This is a genomic window from Klebsiella sp. D5A (assembly GCF_001620885.1).
In the GTDB taxonomy this organism is placed as follows: Bacteria; Pseudomonadota; Gammaproteobacteria; order Enterobacterales; family Enterobacteriaceae; genus Klebsiella; species Klebsiella variicola.
This window is the reverse complement of record NZ_LOAR01000004.1, coordinates 232,229-257,239: the sequence shown is the minus strand read 5'-3', so window position 1 is coordinate 257,239 and position 25,011 is coordinate 232,229. Positions and strand designations below refer to the sequence as shown.

Here is a 25,011-nt window from a genome sequence, read left to right as displayed (position 1 = left end):
AAGGCGTTTACGCCGCGAGCCGGGGATTTGACGCCGGATATCACTCCGGCAGCGTCCAGTCGCCGTCACCCAGCGCGCGCTGCATAATCAACGTATCTCGCCAGTCGCCCATTTTGTAGCCCACGCTGCGCAGTTGACCCGCCACGGTAAAACCAAACTTTTTATGGATCGCCAGCGAACCGGCATTGTTATGGCCATCACCGATGATCGCCAGCATCTGCCGCCACGGGCCTTTCTCGCATTCGGCGATCAGCCGCGACAGCAGCGCGCTGCCGATGCCGCGCCCGCCCATCCCGGATTCCACGTAGATTGATTCCTCAAGCGTGTAACGATAGGCCGGACGAGGCCGATAGAAGGTGGCGTAGCAGTAGCCGACGATGGCGCCGCGCCACAGCGCCACCAGCCAGGGCAGCCCGTTATCGCGGACGGTTTTGATCCGTTTACGCATTTCGTCAACGGTAGGGGGGATCTCTTCAAAGGAAGCGCGGCCATTGAGCACGTGCCAGACATACAGCGCGGCGATGGCGTGCGCATCGTCGGGCAGCGCTTCACGAATTTCTAAATCACTGTCGAGTAACGGGGCCTCTGCGGGCATGGCGGCGCTCCTGAATCTGCCGGAGAGACATTCTCCGGCGTGCAGCGTAATACAGAAGCGCCAGGCTGAATAGTCCTGCCGCTGATTATTGCGGATCCGCCGGGGAGACCGGCGTTGGTGCCGCTTCACCCCAGTATTTCTGCTTACTGGTTTTACCAATCCCCGGGTTCATGCTGTTGGTCGGATCGTTCTGGCGATAGAACTGCTGCAGGCTCTCCGGGGCCTCATACAGATGACCCACGTTATGCTCCGCCGGGTACTGGGCGCCGCGCGCTTTCAGCAACGCCAGCATCTGCTCTTTCAGAGCGTGGGCGTCGACTCCTTTCTTGACGATGTAATCCTGATGGAACACATGGCACATAAAGTGGCCATAGTAGAGCTTATGCACCAGCTGGCTGTCGATCTCCGGCGGCAGATGTTCGAACCACTCGGTATCGTTGCGGCGCAAGGCGATATCCAGCGCCAGAATATCTTCCACTTCGTCAGCATGCACCGCCTGATAGCGGATGGCCGCGCCGGCGGCGGCAAAGCGGTGCAGAAACGCCTTGCTGCCTTCCTCCGGCGTACAGGCGAAGAAATCCCCCTCGGCCTGCTGGAAGTATTCCGTCAGCCAGCGCTGCGCTTCTTCGATGCCATCCCCGGCCATCTTCAGCAGCAGATGATGTTCATATTTATCACGCCAGGTTTTCATCCGCTCCGGTAAGTGCGCCGGGAAGACGTGGCCGAGCTTCTGCATAAAGCGGTCGGTAAAGTGCGGCTTAAACAGCGAGACTTTCTCCAGCATCGCGTCGGTGCGCCCCTTCATGGTGAAGAAGAACGGCATTTTGTCGGTGCCGAGCTTGTCGATCATCAGGAAGGTGTCTTTGCCATACTTCTCTGCGATATCGTAAATATCGCGGTGCATATATTCCCCGGCCACCGGCAGATGCTGGAACTCGGCGAGGATATGGCGGCGGATCTCGGTCAATACCTGCGGCTGGTTGGTGCCAATGTAAAACACCTGCTGGCGTTTTTCCGCCGGGAAGGTATCCAGACGCGCGGCGAAAACCGCCAGCTTGCCGGCGCAGCCGGAGGATTCGAACAGGCGGTCCGGGTCGGCGTTGTAGCGCGCCGGGGTGTCGGCATCGACATCGCGCACGCGGGTCACATAGTCGTGATCGTGGGCGTGGCGGCCGTCGTGCAGCACATCGCTATCGCTGATGCGCTCGTCGTCGAGGCGGCTGAGGATCTGCTCCGGCGTGCTGCCGAGATCAATGCCCAGATGGTTGACCAGCTTCAGCTTGCCGTCGGCGTCAATCTGCGCGAACAGCGACATTTCGGTATAGGCGGGCCCGCGCTGCACCAGCGAACCGCCGGAGTTGTTGCAGATCCCGCCGATCACCGATGCGCCGATGCATGACGAGCCGATCACTGAGTGCGGCTCGCGACCCAGCGGTTTGAGCGCTTTTTCCAGCGAATAGAGGGTAGTGCCGGGCCAGGCCAGCACCTGCTCGCCTTTGTCCAGCAGATGCAGTTTATCCAGGCGCAGAGTGCTGATAATCACGATCTCGCGATCGTAATCATTGCCGTTGGGGGTCGAACCTTCGGTCAGGCCGGTGTTGGCCGCCTGCATCAGAATAATTTTATCGGCGTCTACGCAGGCGTTAAGCACGCGCCAGAGTTCCAGCAGGGTGCCGGGAAAGACAACCGCCAGCGCCTCGCCCTGACCGGAGCGGAAGCCTTTGCGGTAGCGTTGGGTTTTTGCCGGGTCGGCCAGCAGATGCGAAGGGCCAACCAGGCGCGCCAGATCCGCCAGAAACGTTTTATGGGTATTAGTGGGTGCAGATGACATGTTCCACTCCTTGTGGTGGTGCGCGAAATATCGAGGATAAGCATAGCGCTTTGTATGACAATTTGATGCATGAATGTTTCGCAAAAATCAGAGAAGAACCTTAGCATTCTGCGGGCGCGTTGTTTATATATATGGCAAACTGCGGTTTTTATTATGTTTTACCGAGTCCCCGTCTGAGAAAAAGCGAGATAACAATGAAATGGCTCTGCACTGTAGGCGTCGCCGTGAGTCTGGCGCTGCAACCCGCGCTGGCGGATGAACTGTTTGGTAACCACCCTCTGACCCCGCAGGCGCGGGATGCCTTTGTCACCGATCTGCTGAAAAAAATGACGGTAGACGAGAAAATCGGCCAGCTGCGTCTGATAAGCGTTGGCCCGGATAACCCGAAAGAGGCGATCCGCGAAATGATCAAAAACGGTCAGGTGGGGGCGATTTTTAACACCGTCACCCGGCCGGATATCCGCGTGATGCAGGATCAGGTGATGCAGCTTAGCCGCCTGAAGATCCCATTGTTCTTTGCCTACGATGTGCTGCACGGTCAGCGCACCGTGTTCCCGATAAGCCTCGGCCTGGCCTCATCGTTTAACCTTGACGCCGTGAAGACCGTGGGCCGCGTGTCAGCTTATGAAGCCGCCGATGACGGCCTGAACATGACCTGGGCGCCGATGGTCGACGTCTCCCGCGACCCGCGCTGGGGACGCGCTTCCGAAGGGTTCGGGGAAGACACGTATCTGACCACGATGATGGGCCAGGCGATGGTGGAGTCGATGCAGGGCAAGAGCCCGGCGGATCGCTATTCGGTGATGACCAGCGTCAAGCACTTCGCCGCCTACGGCGCGGTGGAGGGCGGGAAAGAGTACAACACGGTCGACATGAGCCCGCAGCGCCTGTTCAACGACTATATGCCGCCGTACAAAGCCGGGCTTGATGCCGGCAGCGGCGCGGTGATGGTGGCCCTGAACTCGCTGAACGGCACCCCGGCGACTGCTGATTCCTGGCTGCTGAAAGACGTCCTGCGCGACCAGTGGGGCTTTAAAGGCATCACGGTCTCCGACCACGGCGCCATCAAAGAGTTGATTAAGCACGGCGTGGCCTCCGACCCGGAAGACGCGGTGCGCGTGGCGCTTAAGTCCGGCATCAACATGAGCATGAGTGACGAGTATTACAGCAAGTACCTGCCGGGGCTGGTGAAGTCTGGCAAGGTGACCATGGCCGAGCTGGATGACGCCACCCGTCATGTGCTCAACGTCAAATATGACATGGGGCTGTTCAACGATCCTTACAGCCACCTGGGACCAAAAGATTCTGACCCGCAGGACACCAACGCGGAAAGCCGCCTGCATCGCAAAGAGGCGCGGGAAGTGGCCCGCGAAAGTCTGGTACTGCTGAAAAACCGTCTCGATACGCTGCCGCTGAAAAAATCCGGCACTATCGCGGTGGTGGGAGCGCTGGCGGACAGCAAACGCGACATGATGGGCAGCTGGTCCGCGGCCGGGGTGGCCGACCAGTCGGTGACCGTCCTGACCGGCATCAAAGAAGCGCTGGGTGATAACGGTAAAGTGATTTACGCCAAAGGGGCGAACGTCACTGACGATAAAGGCATCGTCGATTTCCTTAACCTGTATGAGAACGCGGTGCAGGTTGACCCGCGCTCGCCGCAGGAAATGATCGACGAAGCCGTCGCGGCGGCGAAGCAATCCGACGTGGTGGTTGCCGTGGTGGGCGAAGCGCAGGGCATGGCGCATGAGGCCTCCAGCCGGACCGACATCACCCTGCCGCAGAGCCAGCGCAATCTGATTGCCGCCCTCAAAGCCACCGGCAAACCGCTGGTGCTGGTGCTGATGAACGGGCGTCCGCTGGCGCTGGTGAAAGAGGATCAGCAAGCCGATGCGCTGCTGGAGACCTGGTTTGCCGGCACCGAAGGCGGTCACGCCATCGCCGACGTGCTGTTTGGCGACTATAACCCGTCGGGCAAACTGCCGATGTCTTTCCCGCGCTCGGTGGGGCAGATCCCAACCTACTACAGCCACCTGAATACCGGCCGGCCGTATAATCCGGAGAAACCGAACAAGTACACCTCGCGTTACTTCGATGAAGCCAACGGCCCGCTGTATCCGTTTGGTTACGGCCTCAGCTACACCACCTTTAGCGTCTCCGATGTCACCATGTCGTCAGCCACCCTGCCGCGCGACGGCAGCGTGACCGCCAGCGTGCAGGTGACCAACACCGGCAAACGCGAAGGGGCAACGGTCATTCAGCTGTATCTGCAGGACGTCACTGCCTCCATGAGCCGGCCGGTGAAAATGCTGCGCGGCTTTAAAAAGGTCAACCTCAAGCCGGGCGAAACGCAAACCGTCAGCTTCCCGATTGACGTCGACGCGCTGAAGTTCTGGAACCAGCAGATGAAATACGTTGCTGAGCCGGGCAAATTCAATGTCTTTATCGGCGTGGACTCCGCCCGCGTGAAGCAGAGCGAGTTTGAACTGTTGTAAGGAATAGCCCTTAAGCTCAACGTGACACGTTAAAGGCCGATTAATCGGCCTTTTCTTTTTCGCATCGCCAGCAAATGGACTACGCTTTTCTCTTAAGCTTCTGTAAGCGAAGCGCAAAAGAACTGAGGGACGCGGGATGAAGATGGCAATGAAATGGTCCGGTGCGCTGGCGCTGGCCGCCCTGATAAGTTTACCGCTGCAGGCGGCGGAGCCGGTGAAGGTCGGCTCGAAAATTGATACCGAAGGCGCGCTGCTGGGCAATATGATCCAGCAGGTGCTGGAAAGCCACGGCGTAAAAACGATTAATAAAATCCAGCTCGGCACCACGCCGGTGGTGCGCGGGGCGATTGTCGCCGGCGAGCTGGATATCTATCCGGAATATACCGGCAATGGCGCCTTCTTCTTTAAAGATGAAAACGACCCGGCGTGGAAGCATGCCCAACAGGGCTATGAGAAGGTGAAGCGCCTCGATCAGGAGAAACATCAGCTGGTATGGCTCACCCCGGCGCCGGCCAACAACACCTGGACTATCGCCGTGCGCCAGGACCTGGCGGAGAAAAATCACCTGACCTCGCTGGCCGACCTCAGCCGCTATCTGCAGCAGGGCGGCGAATTTAAGCTGGCGGCCTCGGCGGAGTTTATTGAGCGCCCGGACGCGCTGCCGGCGTTTGAAAAAGCGTATGGTTTCAACCTCAACCAGAACCAACTGCTGTCGCTGGCCGGGGGCGATACGGCGGTGACCATCAAAGCGGCGGCGCAGCAGACCTCGGGCGTAAACGCGGCGATGGCCTACGGCACTGACGGCCCGGTCGCGGCGCTGGGGTTACAGACGCTGAGCGATCCGCAGGGCGTGCAGCCGATTTATGCCCCGACGCCGGTGGTGCGTGAGGCAGTGCTCAAAGCCTATCCGCAGATCGCCGACTGGCTGAAGCCGGTCTTTGCCAGCCTCGATGAAAAAACCTTGCAGCAGCTGAACGCCCGTATTGCGGTGGAAGGCCAGGATGCGAAGCGCGTGGCGGCAGATTATCTGCAGCAGAAAGGCCTGCTGAAGTAAGCCACCGGTGACCATTCGCTGTACTCACCGCGTCGGCCTGCTGCTGACAGGTCTGCTGCTGGTTACGCTGGCGCTGCCGTTTATTACTTACGCGCCGAATCGCTTACTCTCCGGCGAAGGGCGCGGGCTGTGGCAGGTGATGCCCTGGCTCGCCGGCGTTCAGATGGCGGCAGTCCTTGCCGGGATGCTGCTTTGCTGGTTGCCAGGCAGGGCCGCGCCGCTTCTTCACCTGCTGCTGGCCGAACTGCTCTTCCCGCTGCTTATCTGGGGCAGCGGACAGGCGGCGCTTGAGCTCTCCCGGCACGGCTCGCCGCTGGCGCGCACCTCGCCCGGCAGCGGCCTGTGGCTGTCGCTGGCGCTTTGTCTGCTGCTGGCCAGCGAGGCCATCCGTCATCTTACCGTCCGGCCGCTGTGGCGCTGGCTGCTTAATGCGCAAGTCTGGCTGTTGCCCATCATCCTGCTTGCTACCGGGGCGCTCGATCAGCTCTCTCTGCTGAAGGAGTATGCCAACCGTCAGGAGGTATTTGACGACGCCCTGCGCCAGCATCTGCTTTTGCTGTTCGGCACCCTGCTGCCGGGCCTGCTCATTGGCCTGCCGCTGGGGGTATGGCTGTGGCGACGTCCGCGCTGGCAGGCGCCGGCCTTCACCGTGCTCAATGTGATCCAGACTATCCCGTCGGTGGCGCTGTTCGGCCTGCTGATTGCACCACTTGCCGGTCTGGCGCGCTATTTCCCGGCGCTGGGCGAGCTGGGCGTCTCCGGGACCGGCATGGCGCCGGCCCTGATCGCCCTGACTTTGTATGCGCTGCTGCCGCTGGTGCGCGGGGTGGTGACCGGCCTGCAGCAGGTGCCGCAGGACGCCCTGGAGAGCGCGACGGCGATGGGCATGAGCGCCGGGCAGCGCTTTCGTCAGGTGCAGCTTCCGCTGGCGATGCCGGTGCTGCTGCGCAGCCTGCGGGTGGTCAGCGTGCAAACCGTCGGCATGGCGGTAGTGGCCGCGCTGATCGGCGCCGGCGGCTTTGGCGCGCTGGTGTTTCAGGGGCTGCTGAGCAGTGCGCTGGATCTGGTGCTGCTGGGCGTGGTGCCGACCATTGCCCTGGCGGTGGTGGTGGATGCCCTGTTCGCCCTGTGGGGCGCCTGGCTAAAAGGAGAGGCCAATGATTGAGTTTGAAGGGGTCAGCAAAGTGTTTGCCGGCCACCCGGCGGTGAAGGACCTGACCCTGGAGCTGCGCGAAGGCGCCTTCTCGGTGCTGGTGGGGACCTCTGGCTCGGGCAAGTCGACGACGCTGAAGATGATCAACCGCCTGCTGGAGCCGGACCGGGGCACTATTCGTTTTGCCGGCGAGGACATCCGCCAGCAGCCGGTCCTGACCCTGCGGCGGCGGATGGGCTATGCCATCCAGTCCATCGGCCTGTTTCCGCACTGGACGGTGGCGCAGAATATCGCCACTGTGCCGCAGCTGCAAAAATGGCCGCGGGCGAGGATCGCCGACCGGGTCGACGAGCTGATGGCGTTGTTAGGGCTGGAGGCGACGCTGCGCGACCGTTACCCGCATCAGCTCTCCGGCGGCCAGCAGCAGCGGGTGGGGGTGGCGCGGGCGCTGGCGGCGGATCCGGAGGTGCTGTTGATGGATGAGCCCTTCGGCGCCCTCGACCCGGTGACCCGCGAGGCGCTGCAGCAGGAGATGCTGCGCATCCACCGGCTGCTGGGGCGGACGATTGTGCTGGTGACCCATGATATTGACGAAGCGCTGCGTCTGGCGGACCACCTGGTGCTGATGGACGGGGGCGAGGTGGTCCAGCAGGGGGCGCCGCTGGAGATGCTCCTGCGGCCGAAAAATAGCTTTGTGCAGACCTTTTTTGGCCGCAGCGAGCTGGGCGTGCGCCTGCTGTCGCTGCGCGAGGTGGGGGACTATTTGCGTCCCGGCGAACGGCTGGCGGGCGAGGGGCTGACCGTCACCATGACCCTGCGGGAAGCGCTGTCGCAGTTTGTCGCCCGGCGCTGCGAGGCGCTGCCGGTGGTCGATGCCGAAGGCAGGCCCTGCGGCACGCTGCATTTTGCCGATCTGCTGCGCCAGGAGGCGAGCCATGAAGGCGCTTCGTGAGCCGCTGTGGTGGCTTATCGCGCTGTTTATCGGCCTGCTGGTAGGGCTGCCCTACAGCGCGCCGCTGTTCAGTCGGCTGTTCCCGGAGCTGCCGCGGCCGGTCTATCAGCAGGAGAGCTTCTGGGCGCTAACCCTCGATCACGGCTGGCTGGTGGTGGCGTCCAGTCTCGCGGCAACCGCTGTGGGCCTGGCGGCCGGGATCGCAGTTACCCGGCCCGCCGGCAGCGCGTTTCGCCCGCTGGTGGAGACCATCGCCGCTATCGGGCAGACCTTTCCGCCAGTGGCGGTGCTGGCGATGGCGGTGCCGGTGCTGGGATTTGGCTGGCTGCCCGCGCTCATCGCCCTCGCGCTGTATGGCATACTGCCGGTGTTGCAGGGGACGCTGGCCGGGCTGGGGTCGATACCGTCGGGGGTGACAGGGGTGGCCGAAGGGATGGGAATGACCGGCTGGCAGCGTCTGTATAAGGTGGAGCTACCGCTGGCGGCCCCGGTAATACTGGCGGGGATCCGCACCTCGGTCATCGTCAATATTGGTACCGCGACCATTGCTTCGACGGTGGGGGCCAGTACGCTCGGGACGCCGATCATCATCGGCCTGAGCGGCTTTAATACCGCCTATATTGTTCAGGGGGCGCTGCTGGTGGCGCTGGCGGCGATTATCGTCGACCGCGCGTTTGAGCGTCTGACCCGCTGGATCAGCCGACACCGCCACGCACAATAAAGGAATAGCCGGCCAGCATTACGCCGCTGATCCCGCCGATGGCCATAAGTAAGAAGAGGGTGACGACCGCGATTTTCGCTGGCTTCATAATAGGCTCCTGATGTTAACAGGGGGATTATACGGTGAAGCGCAGGTGTTAATGAAACATTAATTGCGGTTTAGCGTGCCGCGCCGGGATTTTTGCCGCGTTTGCTGCGCAACGCGCCGGAAAAAAGTGTGATCCTGTCCGTCATTTTTCATTTTTATGCAGGGCTTCAAAGAAAGTTTTCGCCAGGCAGGGTATGGTACGCGCTTTCAGGCATGTGTGGTTTGCGGGTATGTACGAGTTTGATCTGGTGTTGCTGCTGCTTCAGCAGATGTGCGTATTTTTGGTCATCGCGTGGTTGATGAGCAAAACCCGGCTGTTTATCCCCCTGATGCAAGTCACCGTTCGCCTGCCGCACAAGCTGCTGTGCTACGTCACCTTCTCCATTTTTTGCATTATGGGGACCTATTTCGGTCTGCATATCGAAGACTCCATCGCCAACACCCGCGCCATCGGCGCCGTGATGGGCGGCCTGCTCGGCGGCCCGGTGGTCGGCGGGCTGGTGGGGCTGACCGGCGGCCTGCACCGCTACTCGCTGGGCGGAATGACCGCCTTAAGCTGCATGGTCTCCACCATCGTTGAGGGGCTGCTGGGCGGGCTGGTGCACAGCGTGCTGGTCAAACGCGGCCGGCCGGACAAGGTCTTTAGCCCGCTGACCGCCGGGGCGATCACCTTCGTGGCCGAGCTGGTGCAGATGATGATCATTCTGCTGATTGCCCGCCCGTTCCAGGACGCCCTGCATCTGGTGCAGAGCATTGCTGCGCCGATGATGGTCACCAATACCGTCGGTGCGGCGCTGTTTATGCGGATTCTGCTGGATAAACGGGCGATGTTCGAGAAATACACCTCCGCCTTTTCCGCCACGGCGCTGAAGGTGGCGGCGTCGACCGAGGGGATCCTGCGTCAGGGATTCAACGAAGAGAACAGCATGAAGGTGGCCCAGGTGCTGATCCAGGAGCTGGATATCGGCGCGGTGGCGATCACCGATCGCGACAAGCTGCTGGCGTTTACCGGCATCGGCGACGATCACCATCTGCCGGGCAAGCCTATCTCCTCCTCGTATACGCAACGGGCGATTGAGACCGGGGAGGTGGTCTACGCCGATGGCAACGAGGTGCCTTACCGCTGCTCGATTCATCCGCACTGTAAGCTGGGGTCGACGCTGGTGATCCCCCTGCGCGGTGAGAACCAGCGGGTGATAGGCACCATTAAACTGTATGAGGCGAAAAATCGCCTGTTCAGTTCGATCAACCGCACCCTCGGGGAGGGGATTGCCCAGCTGCTGTCGGCGCAGATCCTCGCCGGACAGTACGAGCGGCAGAAGGCGCTGCTGACGCAATCTGAAATCAAGCTCCTGCACGCCCAGGTCAACCCGCACTTCCTGTTTAACGCGCTTAACACGCTGAAGGCGGTGATCCGCCGCGACAGCGATCAGGCCGGCCAGCTGGTGCAGTATCTGTCGACCTTCTTTCGTAAGAACCTGAAACGGCCGACGGAAATTGTCACGCTTGCCGATGAGATCGAGCATGTTAACGCCTATCTGCAGATTGAGAAGGCTCGCTTCCAGGCTAACCTGCAGATCCAGATGGCGGTGCCCGAGGGGCTGGCGCATCACCAGCTGCCCGCTTTCACCCTGCAGCCGATCGTGGAGAACGCCATTAAGCATGGTACATCGCAACATCTTGGCGTCGGCGAAATTACCATCCGCGCCAGCCAGGACGATCGCTGGCTGCAGCTGGATATCGAAGATAACGGCGGGCTGTACCGGGCCAACCCCCAGGCCAGCGGGCTGGGGATGAATCTGGTGGACAGGCGTCTGCGGGCGCGTTTTGGGGCCGACTGCGGCATCAGCGTCACCTGCGAGCCGGAGCGCTTTACCCGTGTCACCCTACGTCTGCCCCTGGAGGAGAATGCATGCTGAGAGTATTGATCGTCGATGATGAGCCGCTGGCGCGGGAAAACCTGCGTATTTTGCTGGAGACTCAGCGCGATATCGAGATCGTCGGCGAGTGCGGCAACGCGGTGGAGGCGATTGGCGCAGTACATAAGCTGCGCCCTGACGTGCTGTTTCTCGACATCCAGATGCCGCGCATCAGCGGTCTGGAGATGGTCGGGATGCTCGACCCGGAGCATCGCCCCTATATCGTGTTTCTCACCGCTTTTGATGAGTACGCGGTGAAAGCCTTTGAGGAGCACGCTTTTGACTATCTGCTCAAGCCGATTGAGGCCGTGCGGCTGGAGAAAACCCTGGCCCGCCTGCGTCAGGAGCGCAGCCTGCAGGACGTGTCGCTGCTGGATGATGCCCGGCAGACGCTGAAATACATTCCCTGTACCGGCCACAGCCGTATCTGGCTGCTGCAGATGGAGGATGTGGCCTTCGTCAGCAGCCGGATGAGCGGCATCTACGTGACCGATCGCGAGGGAAAAGAGGGCTTTACCGAGCTGACCCTGCGCACCCTCGAGAGCCGCACGCCGCTGCTGCGCTGCCATCGCCAGTATCTGGTGAATATGGCGCACCTGAAGGAGATTCGCCTGGAAGAGAACGGCCAGGCGGAGCTGCTGATGCGCGCCGGGCAAACGGTGCCGGTGAGCCGGCGCTATTTAAAAAGCCTGAAAGAAGCGATTGGCCTGTAAAACTGCTACACTGCGCCCCATTGCAACATCGACAGTAAAAGGCACTCATGCTCAGTAATGATATTCTTCGTAGCCTGCGCTACACCCTGAAAGCCAATAATAACGATATGGTGCGCATTCTTGCGCTTGCCGATATGGAATCCACCGCCGCCAGCTTCGATACCTGGATGACGAAAGAGGATGAAGAGGGTTTTGTCCGCTGCCCGGATATTATCCTGTCGGGTTTCCTCAACGGCCTTATCTATGACAAGCGCGGCAAAGATGATTCGGCGCCGGAGCTGGCGCTGGAGCGTCGGGTGAATAACAACACGGTGCTGAAAAAGCTGCGGATCGCCTTCTCGCTGAAAACGGACGATATCCAGGCGATCATGAGCGAGCAGAAATACCGGGTGTCGGTGCCGGAAATCACCGCCATGATGCGCGCCCCGGAGCATAAAAACTACCGCGAGTGCGGGGATCAGTTTATGCGCAACTTCCTGCGCGGGTTGACCCACCGGGTGCATCACCCGAAGGCGTGATGTTTAGCCGGGTGGCGGCTTCGCCTTACCCGGCCGACAAAACCCGTAGGCCCGTGTAAACGTAGCGCCGCCGGGCAAAAAAAAGCCGGAGATACTCTCCGGCTTTTTTGTTATTTCACCTGCTGACCCGGCTTCGCGCCGTCGTCAGGGCTTAACAGGAAGATATCCTTCCCGCCAGGGCCGGCGGCCATCACCATGCCCTCGGAGATGCCGAAGCGCATTTTCCGCGGCGCCAGGTTGGCGACCATCACCGTCAGGCGGCCAATCAGCGGCTGCGGATCCGGGTAAGCGGAGCGGATGCCGGAGAAGACGTTACGTTTTTCGCCGCCGAGATCCAGCGTCAGGCGCAGCAGCTTGTCGGAGCCCTCGACGAATTCCGCGTTTTCAATCAGCGCCACGCGCAGATCGACTTTGGCGAAATCGTCAAAGGTGATGGTCTCCTGAATCGGATCGTCCGCCAGCGGACCGGTGACCGGCGCCGCGGTGGCTTTCACCTCTTCTTTAGAGGCTTCCACCAGCGCTTCCACCTGTTTCATCTCGATGCGGTTGTACAGCGCCTTGAACGGATTCACCTTATGCGCCAGCAGCGGCTGCTGAATGGCATCCCAGCTCAGTTCGCTGTTGAGGAATGCCTCCGCACGCGCCGCCAGCTGCGGCAGCACCGGCTTCAGCCAGGTCATCAGCACGCGGAACATGTTCAGGCCCATGGTGCAGATGGCCTGCAGGTCGGCGTCGCGGCCTTCCTGTTTCGCTACCACCCACGGCGCCTGCTCATCGACGTAGCGGTTAGCCACGTCGGCGAGGGCCATGATTTCGCGGATTGCCTTACCGAACTCGCGGCTGTCCCATGCTTCACCGATGCTTTCTGCCGCGTCGGTGAAGGTTTTATACAGCGCCGGGTCGGCCAGCTCAGCGGCCAGCACGCCGTCGAAACGCTTGCTGATAAAGCCGGCGTTGCGTGAGGCGAGGTTAACCACCTTGTTGACGATATCCGCGTTCACGCGCTGCACGAAATCTTCCAGGTTCAGGTCGATGTCATCGATGCGCGAGGAGAGCTTGGCGGTGTAGTAGTAGCGCAGGCTGTCAGCGTCGAAATGATTTAACCAGGTGCTGGCCTTGATAAAGGTCCCGCGCGACTTGGACATCTTCGCGCCGTTAACCGTTACGTAGCCGTGCACGAACAGGTTGGTCGGCTTACGGAAGTTGCTGCCTTCCAGCATCGCCGGCCAGAACAGGCTGTGGAAGTAGACAATGTCCTTGCCGATAAAGTGATACAGCTCGGCCGTGGAGTCTTTCTTCCAGTATTCGTCGAAGCTGGTGGTGTCGCCGCGCTTGTCGCACAGGTTCTTGAAGGAGCCCATGTAGCCGATCGGCGCGTCCAGCCAGACGTAGAAATATTTGCCCGGCGCGTTGGGAATTTCGAAGCCGAAGTACGGCGCATCGCGGGAGATGTCCCACTGCTGCAGGCCGGATTCGAACCACTCCTGCATTTTGTTCGCTACCTGCTCCTGCAGCGCGCCGCTGCGGGTCCACGCCTGCAGCATTTCGCTGAACGACGGCAGGTCGAAGAAGAAGTGCTCGGAGTCACGCATCACCGGCGTAGCGCCGGAGACCACCGATTTCGGGTCGATAAGTTCGGTGGGGCTGTAGGTCGCGCCGCACACTTCGCAGTTATCGCCATACTGGTCCGGAGATTTGCACTTCGGACAGGTGCCTTTCACAAAACGGTCCGGCAGGAACATGCCTTTTTCCGGATCGTAGAGCTGAGAGATGGTGCGGTTTTTAATAAAACCGTTCTCTTTCAGACGGGTGTAGATAAGCTCCGACAGCTCGCGGTTCTCGTCGCTGTGCGTCGAGTGATAGTTATCATAGCTGATGTCGAAGCCGGCAAAATCGGTCTGATGCTCCTGACTCATCTCGCCAATCATCTGCTCCGGAGTGATACCGAGCTGCTGCGCTTTGAGCATGATCGGCGTGCCGTGAGCGTCGTCGGCGCAGATGAAGTTGACCTCGTGGCCGCGCATTCGCTGGTAACGGACCCAGACATCAGCCTGGATGTGCTCCAGCATGTGGCCGAGGTGGATGGAGCCGTTGGCGTACGGCAGGGCGCACGTTACCAGAATTTTCTTCGCGACTTGAGTCATAGTGAGCATTACATCTTCTGTTGTAAAAAGGGCTTCCGATATTACCAAAAGGGCTGTGGGTGCGCCATAAATGGCTGCCCATATATGGATAATCGTTAGCTGTGATAAACTCTGTGATTACTGAAAGCATCTCAAAACAACAAAGGAGTCGGGATGAATTCGCAATCCCAGGCCAAATCCCCTGAGCGCCTACGTGCGATGGTCGCCGGGACGCTGGCCAATTTCCAGCACCCAACCCTGAAGCATAATCTCACCGCCCTCAAGGCGCTGCACCATGTCGCCTGGCTGGACGATACCGTTCATATTGAGCTGCAGATGCCGTTCGTCTGGAGCAGCGCCTTCGAAGTGCTGAAAGAGCAGTGCAGCGCCGAGCTGCTGCGCATCACCGGCGCGAAGGCCATCGACTGGAAGCTGACCCACAGCATCGCGACCCTCAAGCGCGTGAAAAACCAGCCCGGGGTCAACGGCGTGAAGAACATTATCGCCATCAGCTCCGGCAAAGGCGGCGTCGGTAAATCTTCTACTGCCGTAAACCTGGCGCTGGCCCTGGCGGCGGAAGGGGCGAAGGTGGGCATTCTTGATGCCGATATCTACGGTCCGTCGATTCCGACCATGCTGGGCGCCGAAGACAGTCGCCCGACCTCACCGGACGGCACCCATATGGCGCCGATCATCAAGTATGGCCTGGCCACCAACTCTATCGGCTACCTGGTGACCGACGACAACGCCATGGTCTGGCGTGGTCCGATGGCCAGCAAGGCGCTGATGCAGATGCTGCAGGAGACCCTGTGGCCGGATCTTGATTACCTGGTGCTGGATATGCCGCCGGGCACCGGCGACATCCAGCTGACCCTGGCGCAGAACATTCCGGTGACCGGCGCGGTGGTGGTCACCACGCCGCAGGACATCGCGCTGATCGACGCCAAAAAAGGCATCGTGATGTTCGAGAAAGTGGAAGTGCCGGTGCTGGGGATCGTGGAAAACATGAGCATGCATATCTGCAGCAACTGCGGGCACCACGAGCCTATCTTCGGCACCGGCGGCGCGCAAAAACTGGCCGAGAAATACCACACCCAGCTGCTGGGTCAGCTGCCGCTGCATATTACGCTGCGGGAAGATCTGGATAACGGCACGCCGACGGTGGTGGCGCGTCCGGACAGCGAATTTACCGACATCTACCGCCAGCTGGCGGGCCGGGTGGCGGCCCAGATGTACTGGCAGGGAGAAGTGATCCCGGGTGAGATTGCCTTCCGCGCCGTTTAAGGCCGCGGCGAGCGCATCAGCCAGTATCTGCCCTCGGGCGACGCGCCCTGTGCTTCGATGGTCCAGCCATGACGCTGGTAGAAGCGCAGGGCGTTTTTATTTTCCATCAGGCATTTCAGCGTTCCGCTGGCGGTAAAGCTCTGTTCGACCTGCGCCAGCAGCGCGCTGCCGATATGTTTGCCCTGCCAGTCGGGGTCGACAAACAGATGGTGAAGGAAATTATCGGCGGTCCATACGGCGGCAAAGCCCACCGGCTGGCCGTCGCATTCCGCGACCCACAGTTGTTCATCCGCGGTGGCGGCATCGAAATCCTCCAGCCGCCACGCCGCGGCGGGAAGCCAGGTCCACGATAAACTGCGCGCCCGCAGGAAGATCTGGCGCAGCGCCGGAGAGTCCGCTGGCTCGCCGGGGCGGACGTGGAGGTTGCGCGGATCAGCGATGATAGAAGATCTCGCCATCGTACACTTTGAGGATTTTGCCTTCGGTATCAGTGATCAGCACGTAGTTACCGCCCATGTAGGTCCAGTGGCTGCCGGCGTCAGGTGCAGGCAGGTTACGCTGCTGCCACTGTTTGATGTTGTATTCCGGGGTGAGGTACATCGCCGGAACGGTGTCGCCGATGTGAAACTGGGTGAAATCGGCAGTGAACTCTTTCAGCGCATACTGATCGATCCCCGCGGCAGTAGCCGTCCAGCTGGCGCCAGCGGTGGCAAGAAGTACGCCCAGAAGCATCATTTTTGTTTTACGCATAATTTCCTCAATATTACCTGGACTCAAATTAGCAGCCTCGTATCATTCCTGATGCGTTGCTGAAATGGCAAGCACTGGATTTTTAAAAAGTGTAAGCAAAACACGGCACAAGTCTTGCGCCGCTTGCGTTGCAGCGACGGTGATGCGTATTTTGGGAGCAATCTGAAGCAGGGGAGAATCGGCATGTTCAGGCTGGAAGATCTGACCTTATTTGTCCGCGCCGCGGCACTGGGCAGTTTTAGCGACGCGGCGCGCGAAGCCGGACAACAGCCGGCGCAGGTCAGCGCGGCGATTAAGCGTCTGGAGACGATCCTCAATATTCGCCTGTTTGCCCGTTCGACCCGCAGCCTGCGCCTGACGCCGGAGGGGGAGACCTGGCTGCCCTACGCCACCCAGATGCTCGATACCCTTGAAGCCGGTCTGCAGAAGATCCAGACCCCGGACGATGAAGTTCGCGGCATGTTGCAGATTGCTGTGCCGTCGGACCTCGGGCGCAACCTGCTCCTGACCCTGTTCCGTGATTTCCGCCAACGCCACCCGGCGCTGCGTTTGCGGTTACTCTTTTCCGACCAGCTGACCGACGTGTTTAAAGATCCGGTGGACGTCGCGTTTCGCTATGGTAATAACGACGATGCCTCGTTTATCTCGCTGCCGGTGGCGCCGGAAAATCGTCGGGTGCTGGTGGCCTCGCCTGAGTGGATCGCCCGCCACGGCGAACCGCAGACCCTCGAGGAGCTCAGCCAGCACAATGCGTTGATCTACATTTTGCGCGGCCGTCCGTTCGACCGCTGGTCGCTGAGCCTCGACGGTGTGGTTCAGCAGCAGAAGGTCTCCGGCACGGTGATGAGCGACGACGCCGAGGTGATCCGTCGGCTGGCGGTGGCCGGGGAGGGCATTGCCTATAAATCGATGCTCGACGTCAGCGACGATCTGCGGGCGGGGCGCCTGCGGCGCCTGCTGCCGCGTTATCAGGGGGATGTGGTGCCGTTGAATCTGATTTGTCCGCACCGCAAACAGCTCTCTGCCGCGGTGCGTTTGTTATATGAAGAGGTGAAATCACATTGTGAAGGGCTTAATGCCTGACTAAGGTCGCGAAGTAATACACCAGCGGGACAGCCAGCACCCACAGGCCAATCGGGATTTCCCGCCACTTGCCGGCGATAGCCTTGATCACAATGTAAAACAGCAGCCCGCCGGCAATCCCGGTGCCGAAGCTGTTGGCGATAAGGGTGATCATCACCATCATCAGCACCGGCAGCCCGTCGGTGAAGTTGCCAAGATCCACTTTGCGCAGGCCGCTGAACATGTTGAGGCCAATCAGGATCAGCGCCGGGGCGGTGGCTTCTTTCGGGATCATCAACGCCACCGGCGTGAACAGCAGCATCAGCAGGAACATTACCGCCGCCGACAGGGCGGTGAGGCCGGTTTTGCCGCCGGCTTCCGCTGCCGCCGAAGACTCAATCAGCGCCGTCGCCGCCGGGATCCCCACCCATGGGCCGACCGCGGCGGCAATCGAATCGACCATAAACGGGCGATTAATCTGCGGCATGTTGCCTTCTTCATCCAGCAGCCCCGCCTCGCCGCCCACCGCCAGCGTCGTCCCCATGGTGGAGAAAAACTCAGAGGCGAAAAAGACGAACAGGAACGGCAGGAAGGCGATGTTTAACGCCCCCAGCAGATCAACCTGCCCCAGCACCGGGGTTAGCGAATGGGGAACGTCGATAAAACTTGTCGGCAGATGGGTGACGCCGAAGGGGATGCCCACCAGCGTGGCGCACAGAATGGCCCACAAAATCGCGCCCGGAACCTTACGCGCCTGCAGGGCTATCGCCAGGAACAGGCCGCACAGCGCCACCAGCGCGCCGGGGGCGAGAAAGTCGCCGAGCATCAGCGCGTTGGTTTTCGCATTGGCCAGCACCAGCCCGGCATTGCGAAAGCCGAGGACGGCGACAAACAGGCCGATGGAGGCGGTGAGCCCAAGCTTGATCGACTGCGGTACCGAGCGGGTGACCACTTCGCGCAGGCCAAAGCGGGTCAGCAGGAAGAAGAGGATCCCCGACCAGCAGGCAATCCCGAGGCCAGTCTGCCAGCCAATCCCTTCGCTACCGGCCAGCGTCACTCCCACCAGCACCGAGCCGCCAATCCCCGGGCCGACGATAAACGGCAGGTTGGCATAAAACGCCATCAGCAGAGAGCCGACGACGAAGACCAGAATGGTGCCGGTGGTGGCGGCGCCTTTGTCCATCCCGCCGATCGCCAGCAGCCCCGGGATGACCACCAGTAAATAGGCGGCGGCGAGAAAGCCGGTGATCCCGGCCAGGCATTCAGTGCGTAGCGTACCGCCGCGCGAGCGCAGCGCAAAGCGGCGCTCCAGCCAGTTAGCGCGGGCGGATGAGTGAAGTGTGTTATCGGCCATGCTCAGGCTCCCTGAGGATTATTGTTGTGATCGGTTGGCTCCGGGGTCTCCCGGCAGGCTATCAACGGGTCGACTATCTGACGGCTGCCGCCGTCGGTCAGACCCAAATCGGTTAAATGCGGCCCGGCGTTACAGGCAAGGCAAGTTCCTTCAATGGCCTTGAACACCCGGTACGGTGGCTCCCAGTCGGCGACTTGGCTGCTCAGATCGCGCAGCTCGCGGAACTGACGCGCCAGCTCGGCGGCCGGGAGATCCGACAGCATGCCGGCAATCGGCATCGCCACATGGGCAAGGATCTCGCCCTGTTGCGCCAGCGCCATCCCGCCGCCGGAGGCGATAAGCTGGTTGGCCGCCAGCGCCATATCATCAGCGTCGCGCCCGAGCACCACCAGATTGTGCGAGTCGTGGGAGTAGCTGGTGGCGATGGCGCCGCGCAGCTCACCCCAGCCTTCGAGCAGGGCGATTTGCGGTGTCGCCTGGTGGCGGCCGTGGCGGTGCTTAACCCAGATCAGACTGAAACCGGCGGGCAACTGGACTTTCCCGTCACGAACCTGCACTTCCACTTCGCCCCACTGGGTGAAGCGCGCGCCGCGGATATGACGCAGGCGGGCGACGCCGTGACGAATGCCCTGGACGCGCAGAACAAAGTCATCGGCGCGGAGGGGGGCGATCGGCAAAGTATCGCGCGGCGGCGTCACGCCCGGCGCGGGGGCGATCGGCTTCAGCAGGCGGCCAGCATGGGCCAGCCGTTCCCCCCCAACGTAGACTTCACGGGCCACCAGTTTCTCCAGGGAATCAAACACCACCAAATCCGCGCGCCGCCCGGCGGCAATCAGCCCGAGATCGTGGCGCTGCAGGCGAATAGCGGCGTTGAGGGTGGCGAATCGCAGCGCATCGACCGCCGGTAAACCGTGCTCGATCAGCAGGTTAAGCAGGGCGATGATCCCGCCTTTCTCCAGCAGCATATCCGGCGGCACGTCATCGGTGCAGACGGTGATTTGCGAGGAGAGGTGCGGCAGCGTTTTTAACGCCGCGACGATATCCGGCAGCAGATAGGGGTGCGAGCCGCGGATCTCGATCGTCAGACCGGCGCGCAGTTTTTCCAGCGCGTCGTCCGCCGAGGTCAGTTCATGATCGGAGGTGACGCCGGCGGCGAGGTAGGCCTGCAGGTCAGCGCCGCTCAGGCCGCGGGCGTGGCCTTCAATCAGTTTGCCGCTGTTGAGACCGGCCTGGACAATCTCCTGCATCCGCTCGCTACCGTGCAGCACGCCGTGCATATCCATCACTTCCGCCACACCGCGTACTTCCGGCCAGCCGAGCATGGTCTCCATCTCCGCGCCGGCGAAATCGGCGCCGGACATTTCGAGACCTGGCGTGGAGGGGACGCTGGACGGCGCGGCGACCATCACCTGCAGCGGCAGATGGCGGCTGGCGTCAACCGCGTAGCGCACGCCCTCGACGCCGAGGACGTTGGCCAGCTCATGCGGATCCCAGAACACCGCGGTGGTGCCCTGGGTGAGGACGATTTCCGCGTAGCGCTCCGGCGGCAGGTGCGAGCTTTCGAGGTGTACGTGGGTGTCCATCAGGCCGGGGGACAGGTAGCCACCGGCCAGGGAACGTACTTCATGGGCGTCGGTGCGGCTGCCGCGCGGGTGGACGCTGGCGATCATCTCGCCGACGATACCGACGTCAGCGGGGCGAATTTCGCCCGTGGCCATATCGACGATCTGCGCCTCGACCAGCAGCAGATCAAACGGGGATTCGCCGCGCGCGGCCTGCACGGCGCGACGACGGACTTGAGCATTGCTGGACATAACCACTCCGGCACAAGGATAATGCGGATACTCTATGGGCACAGCAAACGTTTGCCCAGATGAATAAATTTATCACCCGATAAGCTCGGGTTATTGTGCAGGACCACCGTAGCGAACCCGATAATGAACGAACCCTGGCAGCGTCTGCCCGCGCTCTCTCTTAAACAGCTTCAGTATTTCGTCACCCTGGCCCAGCTGCGCCATTTTACCGATACCGCCAGTCGGCTGGCGATTAGCCAGCCGGCGCTGAGCAGCGCGCTGCGGCAAATTGAAACGGTGCTCGGCGGCAAGCTGGTCAACCGTACCGCTTCGGCGGTCACCCTGACTGAACTGGGGGCGGCGATTTTACCCCACGCCCAGCGGATCCTCAGCGTAGCGCAGGCGGCCTTTTTCGATATGCAGCAGATCGTCGAGGCGGGCGGCGACGGGACAGTGCGTATCGGTCTGGTGCCGTCGGTCAGTTCGCTGCTGTTTCCATTGCTGCCGCAGACCCTGGCCCAGGCCTTTCCGCGTCTGCGCATTGAATTTCACGATCAGACCAACGATGCGCTTATCCAGGCGCTGCTGCGCGGCGAGATTGATTTCGGCATCGGGGCGATCGACAGCTCAGTGCCTGCTGAACTGCTGGTCTATCCGCTGCGCGAAGATCCCTTTGTGGCGGTGCTGCACCGTGACGATCCGCTGGCCGCGCAGGCGCACTTGCCGTGGAAACAGCTGGTGGGGCGGGATATTGCCGTCTTCTCGAAGGGTAATATTCAACGGCTGGTGGCGGCATTAGTGGAGAGCCATCGCCTGACGCTGACCACCCGCTACCAGGTGGACTATATCGAAACCCTGTATGGCCTGGTGCGCTCGCGCTTAGCGGTGGCCATTCTGCCGGCGCTGTACACCACCCATCTGCAGGACCCGGCGCTCCAGGTCGCCCAGTTGCAGCAGCCGGCGCTGACCCGTACGGTGGCCCTGATGCGCGGCCCGCAGGCGCTGCCGCCGCTTATCGAAGCCTGTTTTTCCCTGCTGCAGGGAGAATTGCGCTAGGGCAGGTGCTTGATCAGCACGTCTGCGGTTAAGTGATTGATGTACTCCAGCGAATGTGAGGAGAGGACGCCCAGCAGCCGGTTATGGTGCCCGGCAATAATTAAATCGATCTGCCGCTGCCGAACGCAGGTTTCCACGTCTTCAAACCGGCGGGTGGTCACCAGCGAGAGGGTTTCAACCGGCAGGGAGACAGTGCAGGCCAGCTCGTTGAGCAGGGCCTTGGCCTGGATCACCTCCTGTGAAACCTGATCGTCGCGCAGGCTGTCGGAAACATAGTTCAGCGCCCGATAGTCGGTGCTGATGTGGGCGATGGTGATGCGCATGCCGTTCTCTTCTGCCATTCTGGCGGCATGCTCGAGCAGCGGGACGCCGTCCTGACTGCTGTTAATCAGTACCAGCGCATGGTGATAAACGGCCATGGCGTATATCCTCGGTAGGCTAAATAGCGCATGATGTCATCATTTTCCGCCCGCTAGCAGCGGAATGCAATCCCGCCCGGTCGCTTGATGAGCATGATGGCCGCGCGGGTGTCGTTGCAGGGCTAAAGGCTTGTTGTATGAACCGGTGAGTTGCGGTAAATTCCACAACGCTTAACAATTTCACTATTTTGACTCGGGGTGCCCTTCTTCGTTGAAGGCTGAGAAATACCCGTACCACCTGATCTGGATAATGCCAGCGTAGGGAAGTCAGAGACCGCAGGGTCATTGCTTCTACCTCGTCTGGCGGGAGCAAACCATGCCTGAGCTGCTGAATCCCGCGCCTGTCGCGCACCTGCGCCATCTGCTGCGCGCCCATTCCCCCCTTGTGCACTGCATGACCAATGATGTGGTGCAGACCTTTACCGCCAATGTTCTGCTGGCCGTCGGCGCCTCGCCGGCGATGGTGATCGATCCCCGCGAAGCGGCGCAGTTTGCCGCTATCGCCGATGCGCTGTTAATTAACGTCGGTACCCTGACCGAAGATCGCGCCGTGGCGATGCGCGCCGGGGTGGAGCACGCCCGTCAGGCCGGCAGGCCCTGGACGCTGGATCCGGTGGCGGTCGGCGCCCTGACCGTGCGCACGGCCTTTTGTCATGAGCTGCTGGCCCTGCAGCCGGCGGCCATTCGCGGCAATGCCTCTGAAATTCTGGCGCTGGCCGGGATGAGCGCCGGCGGGCGCGGGGTGGATACCACCGATACGGCCGCCGCGGCGCTGCCGGCGGCCCAGGCGCTGGCTCGTCGGCTGGCAACCGTGGTGGCGGTCACTGGCGAGGTGGACTACGTCACTGACGGCGAGCGGGTGCGCAGCGTGGCGGGGGGTAATCCGCTGATGACCCGGGTGGTGGGCACCGGCTGCGCGCTGTCGGCGGTGGTGGCGGCGAGCGCTGCGCTGCCGGGGGACCGGCTGGAAAACGTGGCCGCCGCCTGCGGGCTGATGAAGCAGGCTGGGGAGATCGCCGCCCGTCAGGGAGGCCCTGGCAGCTTTATTCCGGCGTTTCTCGACGCGCTGTATCAGGAGGTGCAGGGATGAAACGCATCAACGCCCTGACCATCGCCGGCACCGATCCCAGCGGTGGGGCCGGTATCCAGGCCGATCTGAAAACCTTCTCCGCGCTGGGGGCCTATGGCTGCTCGGTGATCACCGCCCTGGTGGCGCAGAATACCCGCGGCGTGCAGTCGGTCTATCGCATCGAACCGGATTTTGTGGCCGCGCAGCTCGACTCGGTGTTCAGCGATGTGCGTATCGATACCACCAAAATCGGCATGCTGGCGGAGACCGATATTGTGGAAGCCGTGGCCGAGCGGCTGGCGCGCTACCGGGTGGCCAACGTGGTGCTGGATACCGTCATGCTGGCGAAAAGCGGCGATCCGCTGCTGTCGGCCTCGGCGGTGGAGACCCTGCGTCAACGATTGTTGCCGCAGGTGTCATTGATCACCCCGAACCTGCCGGAAGCGGCCGCGCTACTCGATGCCCCCCATGCGCGCACCGAGCGCGAGATGCTGGAGCAGGGGCGGGCGTTGCTGGCGCTGGGCTGCGGCGCGGTATTAATGAAGGGCGGCCATCTCGACGACGCCGAAAGCCCGGACTGGCTCTTCACCCGCGAAGGGGAACAGCGGTTTACCACGCCTCGCGTGCAGACCAAAAATACCCACGGCACCGGCTGCACGCTCTCCGCCGCGCTGGCGGCGCTGCGCCCCCGTCATGCGGACTGGGCGGCCACCGTCGCCGAGGCGAAGGCCTGGCTGTCGGCGGCCCTGGCGCAGGCCGACTCTCTGGAAGTGGGCCACGGCATCGGGCCGGTGCACCATTTCCACGCCTGGTGGTAAATGGCAGCGCAACAGGACAGCAGAATCTCCTGAAAAAATGGCACCCCGGCTGGAAAATAGGCTAAGTCGGTACCAGGCTTAACCTGCCCAAAAAAATTGGGTTGGGATAATGCATGCCGGCTTCGGCCGGCCTTACGGGAGATTGCTATGACTGATATTACGCAGTTGCTGGGCAAAGATGCCGAGAGCCTGTTGCAGCACCGTTGTATAACCATTCCGGCCGACCAGTTGTATCTGCCTGGGGCAGATTATGTTGATCGGGTGATGGTGGATAATAACCGACCACCGGCGGTGCTACGCAATATGCAGACCCTGTACAATACCGGACGCCTGGGGGGAACCGGCTACCTTTCCATTCTGCCAGTTGACCAGGGCGTGGAGCACTCGGCGGGCGCCTCCTTCGCCGCCAACCCGCTGTACTTTGATCCGAAAAATATCGTCGAGCTGGCGATCGAAGCCGGCTGTAACTGCGTGGCGTCGACCTACGGCGTGCTGGCCTCGGTGTCGCGCCGCTACGCGCATCGCATCCCTTTCCTGGTGAAGCTCAACCATAACGAAACGCTGAGCTACCCCACCGAATACGACCAGACCCTCTACGCCAGCGTTGAGCAGGCGTTCAATATGGGGGCGGTGGCCGTGGGAGCGACGATCTATTTCGGCTCGGAACAATCGCGTCGTCAGATAGAAGAGATTTCCGCCGCCTTTGAGCGGGCCCATGAGCTGGGCCTGGTCACCGTGCTGTGGGCCTATCTGCGCAATTCGGCGTTCAAGAAAGATGGCGTCGACTATCATGTCTCCGCGGACCTGACCGGTCAGGCCAACCACCTGGCGGCCACCATCGGCGCCGATATCGTTAAGCAAAAAATGGCGGAGAATAACGGCGGCTACAAAGCGGTTAACTTCGGCTATACCGACGATCGGGTGTATAGCAAACTGACCAGCGATAACCCCATCGATCTGGTGCGCTACCAGCTGGCCAACTGCTATATGGGCCGCGCCGGGCTGATTAACTCCGGCGGCGCGGCGGGCGGGGAGACCGACCTTGCCGACGCGGTGCGCACAGCGGTGATCAATAAACGCGCCGGCGGTATGGGGCTGATCCTTGGTCGCAAAGCGTTTAAGAAATCGATGGCTGACGGCGTGAAGCTGATCAATGCCGTGCAGGACGTCTACCTTGACGGGAAAGTGACTATCGCCTGATAAGCACGAGTATCGTTGGGATCCCCGGTGGCGCGACGCGCACCGGGG

At 61.5% G+C, this 25,011-nt stretch carries 23 protein-coding genes and 1 riboswitch; of the genes, 14 read left to right on the top strand and 9 right to left on the bottom strand.

Annotation, left to right across the window (positions count from 1 at the left end; translation table 11 throughout):
• Positions 1-40: 40 nt before the first annotated feature.
• Complete coding sequence (locus AS136_RS07080; protein WP_008804045.1) at positions 41-595, bottom strand: GNAT family N-acetyltransferase; 555 nt, start codon at positions 593-595, stop codon at positions 41-43.
• Positions 596-680: 85 nt separating this feature from the next.
• Positions 681-2,426, bottom strand: coding sequence for a D-lactate dehydrogenase (gene dld / locus AS136_RS07075; RefSeq protein WP_063266730.1), 1,746 nt, complete (start codon positions 2,424-2,426; stop codon positions 681-683).
• A 194-nt stretch (positions 2,427-2,620) separates the two neighbouring features.
• Here dld and bglX point away from each other — a divergent pair, with 194 nt between their 5' ends.
• The 5 genes from bglX to AS136_RS07050 all read left to right on the top strand — a co-directional run bounded on the left by bglX (position 2,621) and on the right by AS136_RS07050 (position 8,798).
• On the top strand, positions 2,621-4,918 hold the full coding sequence (gene bglX, locus AS136_RS07070; protein WP_004201601.1) for a beta-glucosidase BglX: 2,298 nt from the start codon (positions 2,621-2,623) through the stop codon (positions 4,916-4,918).
• A 136-nt stretch (positions 4,919-5,054) separates the two neighbouring features.
• Positions 5,055-5,972 carry a glycine betaine ABC transporter substrate-binding protein OsmF gene (gene osmF / locus AS136_RS07065; RefSeq protein WP_023340539.1) on the top strand — a complete coding sequence of 306 codons (918 nt, stop codon included), beginning with the start codon at positions 5,055-5,057 and terminating at the stop codon, positions 5,970-5,972.
• A 7-nt stretch (positions 5,973-5,979) separates the two neighbouring features.
• Complete coding sequence (locus tag AS136_RS07060; protein WP_022064808.1) at positions 5,980-7,137, top strand: ABC transporter permease; 1,158 nt, start codon at positions 5,980-5,982, stop codon at positions 7,135-7,137.
• On the top strand, positions 7,130-8,077 hold the full coding sequence (locus AS136_RS07055) for an ABC transporter ATP-binding protein (RefSeq protein WP_008804050.1): 948 nt from the start codon (positions 7,130-7,132) through the stop codon (positions 8,075-8,077). The genes AS136_RS07060 and AS136_RS07055 overlap by 8 nt, the downstream gene beginning before the upstream one ends.
• A complete protein-coding gene (locus tag AS136_RS07050) occupies positions 8,061-8,798 on the top strand; it encodes an ABC transporter permease (protein WP_063266729.1) in 738 nt (245 codons plus the stop codon). Before AS136_RS07055 ends, AS136_RS07050 begins: the two co-directional genes overlap by 17 nt.
• Here AS136_RS07050 and AS136_RS26465 read toward each other — a convergent pair.
• The gene (locus AS136_RS26465; RefSeq protein WP_002912762.1) at positions 8,773-8,886 is read right to left on the bottom strand and encodes a protein YohO; all 114 of its coding nucleotides are present in this window, start codon (positions 8,884-8,886) and stop codon (positions 8,773-8,775) included. The two genes, AS136_RS07050 and AS136_RS26465, sit on opposite strands and share 26 nt — an antisense overlap.
• Before the next feature lie 229 nt (positions 8,887-9,115).
• Here AS136_RS26465 and AS136_RS07045 point away from each other — a divergent pair, with 229 nt between their 5' ends.
• From AS136_RS07045 to AS136_RS07035, 3 genes are read left to right on the top strand one after another with little or no spacing between them, the layout of a single operon-like run.
• Positions 9,116-10,804, top strand: a complete 1,689-nt coding sequence (locus AS136_RS07045; RefSeq protein WP_063266743.1) for a sensor histidine kinase — start codon at positions 9,116-9,118, stop codon at positions 10,802-10,804.
• Positions 10,798-11,517 carry a two-component system response regulator BtsR gene (gene btsR / locus AS136_RS07040; protein WP_008804052.1) on the top strand — a complete coding sequence of 240 codons (720 nt, stop codon included), beginning with the start codon at positions 10,798-10,800 and terminating at the stop codon, positions 11,515-11,517. The genes AS136_RS07045 and btsR overlap by 7 nt, the downstream gene beginning before the upstream one ends.
• Positions 11,518-11,564: 47 nt before the next feature.
• On the top strand, positions 11,565-12,035 hold the full coding sequence (locus AS136_RS07035) for a YehS family protein (RefSeq protein WP_008804053.1): 471 nt from the start codon (positions 11,565-11,567) through the stop codon (positions 12,033-12,035).
• Between the two features lie 110 nt (positions 12,036-12,145).
• Here AS136_RS07035 and metG read toward each other — a convergent pair whose 3' ends face one another.
• A complete protein-coding gene (gene metG / locus AS136_RS07030) occupies positions 12,146-14,179 on the bottom strand; it encodes a methionine--tRNA ligase (protein WP_002912753.1) in 2,034 nt (677 codons plus the stop codon).
• A 153-nt stretch (positions 14,180-14,332) separates the two neighbouring features.
• Here metG and apbC point away from each other — a divergent pair, with 153 nt between their 5' ends.
• Positions 14,333-15,442, top strand: coding sequence for an iron-sulfur cluster carrier protein ApbC (gene apbC, locus AS136_RS07025; protein ID WP_008804054.1), 1,110 nt, complete (start codon positions 14,333-14,335; stop codon positions 15,440-15,442).
• Here the strand turns inward: apbC and AS136_RS07020 are convergent.
• Both AS136_RS07020 and AS136_RS07015 read right to left on the bottom strand, forming a co-directional pair.
• Positions 15,439-15,900, bottom strand: coding sequence for a GNAT family N-acetyltransferase (locus AS136_RS07020; protein WP_022064805.1), 462 nt, complete (start codon positions 15,898-15,900; stop codon positions 15,439-15,441). The genes apbC and AS136_RS07020 overlap by 4 nt on opposite strands.
• On the bottom strand, positions 15,875-16,192 hold the full coding sequence (locus AS136_RS07015) for an RcnB family protein (protein ID WP_002912749.1): 318 nt from the start codon (positions 16,190-16,192) through the stop codon (positions 15,875-15,877). The genes AS136_RS07020 and AS136_RS07015 overlap by 26 nt, the downstream gene beginning before the upstream one ends.
• Before the next feature lie 183 nt (positions 16,193-16,375).
• Here AS136_RS07015 and AS136_RS07010 point away from each other — a divergent pair, with 183 nt between their 5' ends.
• Positions 16,376-17,275, top strand: coding sequence for a LysR family transcriptional regulator (locus AS136_RS07010; protein WP_008804056.1), 900 nt, complete (start codon positions 16,376-16,378; stop codon positions 17,273-17,275).
• On the opposite strand, the gene AS136_RS07005 is transcribed toward AS136_RS07010, so the two are convergent.
• Together AS136_RS07005 and AS136_RS07000 are read right to left on the bottom strand one after the other, a co-directional pair.
• Positions 17,265-18,608 carry an NCS2 family permease gene (locus AS136_RS07005; RefSeq protein ID WP_060876443.1) on the bottom strand — a complete coding sequence of 448 codons (1,344 nt, stop codon included), beginning with the start codon at positions 18,606-18,608 and terminating at the stop codon, positions 17,265-17,267. The genes AS136_RS07010 and AS136_RS07005 overlap by 11 nt on opposite strands.
• Positions 18,609-18,610: 2 nt before the next feature.
• Positions 18,611-20,422, bottom strand: a complete 1,812-nt coding sequence (locus AS136_RS07000) for an adenine deaminase (RefSeq protein ID WP_012541049.1) — start codon at positions 20,420-20,422, stop codon at positions 18,611-18,613.
• Between the two features lie 120 nt (positions 20,423-20,542).
• On the opposite strand from AS136_RS07000, the gene AS136_RS06995 reads away from it, so the two are divergent.
• On the top strand, positions 20,543-21,457 hold the full coding sequence (locus AS136_RS06995) for a LysR family transcriptional regulator (RefSeq protein ID WP_074195595.1): 915 nt from the start codon (positions 20,543-20,545) through the stop codon (positions 21,455-21,457).
• Here the strand turns inward: AS136_RS06995 and AS136_RS06990 are convergent.
• Positions 21,454-21,876: a universal stress protein gene (locus tag AS136_RS06990; RefSeq protein WP_012541051.1), complete on the bottom strand. Its 423-nt coding sequence runs from the start codon at positions 21,874-21,876 to the stop codon at positions 21,454-21,456. The two genes, AS136_RS06995 and AS136_RS06990, sit on opposite strands and share 4 nt — an antisense overlap.
• A gap of 184 nt (positions 21,877-22,060) precedes the next feature.
• Positions 22,061-22,158, top strand: a riboswitch (TPP riboswitch).
• Positions 22,159-22,192: 34 nt separating this feature from the next.
• Between AS136_RS06990 and thiM the strand changes: the two genes are divergently transcribed.
• The 3 genes from thiM to fbaB all read left to right on the top strand — a co-directional run bounded on the left by thiM (position 22,193) and on the right by fbaB (position 24,963).
• On the top strand, positions 22,193-22,966 hold the full coding sequence (gene thiM, locus AS136_RS06985; RefSeq protein ID WP_063266728.1) for a hydroxyethylthiazole kinase: 774 nt from the start codon (positions 22,193-22,195) through the stop codon (positions 22,964-22,966).
• Positions 22,963-23,763 (top strand): bifunctional hydroxymethylpyrimidine kinase/phosphomethylpyrimidine kinase, encoded by an 801-nt coding sequence (thiD, locus tag AS136_RS06980; protein WP_008804064.1) that lies wholly within the window; start codon positions 22,963-22,965, stop codon positions 23,761-23,763. Before thiM ends, thiD begins: the two co-directional genes overlap by 4 nt.
• Before the next feature lie 147 nt (positions 23,764-23,910).
• Positions 23,911-24,963, top strand: coding sequence for a class I fructose-bisphosphate aldolase (gene fbaB, locus AS136_RS06975; protein ID WP_004201578.1), 1,053 nt, complete (start codon positions 23,911-23,913; stop codon positions 24,961-24,963).
• The last annotated feature ends 48 nt before the right edge of the window (positions 24,964-25,011 follow it).

Coding starts and splice junctions, on each gene's coding strand:
- AS136_RS07080 (WP_008804045.1), bottom strand. CDS start 595: ATGCCCGCAGAGGCCCCGTTACTCGACAGTGATTTAGAAATTCGTGAA.
- AS136_RS26465 (WP_002912762.1), bottom strand. CDS start 8,886: ATGAAGCCAGCGAAAATCGCGGTCGTCACCCTCTTCTTACTTATGGCC.
- thiM (WP_063266728.1), top strand. CDS start 22,193: ATGCCTGAGCTGCTGAATCCCGCGCCTGTCGCGCACCTGCGCCATCTG.
- AS136_RS07015 (WP_002912749.1), bottom strand. CDS start 16,192: ATGCGTAAAACAAAAATGATGCTTCTGGGCGTACTTCTTGCCACCGCT.
- AS136_RS06990 (WP_012541051.1), bottom strand. CDS start 21,876: ATGGCCGTTTATCACCATGCGCTGGTACTGATTAACAGCAGTCAGGAC.
- AS136_RS07005 (WP_060876443.1), bottom strand. CDS start 18,608: ATGGCCGATAACACACTTCACTCATCCGCCCGCGCTAACTGGCTGGAG.
- AS136_RS07020 (WP_022064805.1), bottom strand. CDS start 15,900: ATGGCGAGATCTTCTATCATCGCTGATCCGCGCAACCTCCACGTCCGC.
- apbC (WP_008804054.1), top strand. CDS start 14,333: ATGAATTCGCAATCCCAGGCCAAATCCCCTGAGCGCCTACGTGCGATG.
- fbaB (WP_004201578.1), top strand. CDS start 23,911: ATGACTGATATTACGCAGTTGCTGGGCAAAGATGCCGAGAGCCTGTTG.
- dld (WP_063266730.1), bottom strand. CDS start 2,426: ATGTCATCTGCACCCACTAATACCCATAAAACGTTTCTGGCGGATCTG.
- btsR (WP_008804052.1), top strand. CDS start 10,798: ATGCTGAGAGTATTGATCGTCGATGATGAGCCGCTGGCGCGGGAAAAC.
- thiD (WP_008804064.1), top strand. CDS start 22,963: ATGAAACGCATCAACGCCCTGACCATCGCCGGCACCGATCCCAGCGGT.
- AS136_RS07050 (WP_063266729.1), top strand. CDS start 8,061: ATGAAGGCGCTTCGTGAGCCGCTGTGGTGGCTTATCGCGCTGTTTATC.
- bglX (WP_004201601.1), top strand. CDS start 2,621: ATGAAATGGCTCTGCACTGTAGGCGTCGCCGTGAGTCTGGCGCTGCAA.
- osmF (WP_023340539.1), top strand. CDS start 5,055: ATGAAGATGGCAATGAAATGGTCCGGTGCGCTGGCGCTGGCCGCCCTG.
- AS136_RS07010 (WP_008804056.1), top strand. CDS start 16,376: ATGTTCAGGCTGGAAGATCTGACCTTATTTGTCCGCGCCGCGGCACTG.
- AS136_RS07000 (WP_012541049.1), bottom strand. CDS start 20,422: ATGTCCAGCAATGCTCAAGTCCGTCGTCGCGCCGTGCAGGCCGCGCGC.
- metG (WP_002912753.1), bottom strand. CDS start 14,179: ATGACTCAAGTCGCGAAGAAAATTCTGGTAACGTGCGCCCTGCCGTAC.
- AS136_RS07045 (WP_063266743.1), top strand. CDS start 9,116: ATGTACGAGTTTGATCTGGTGTTGCTGCTGCTTCAGCAGATGTGCGTA.
- AS136_RS07035 (WP_008804053.1), top strand. CDS start 11,565: ATGCTCAGTAATGATATTCTTCGTAGCCTGCGCTACACCCTGAAAGCC.
- AS136_RS07055 (WP_008804050.1), top strand. CDS start 7,130: ATGATTGAGTTTGAAGGGGTCAGCAAAGTGTTTGCCGGCCACCCGGCG.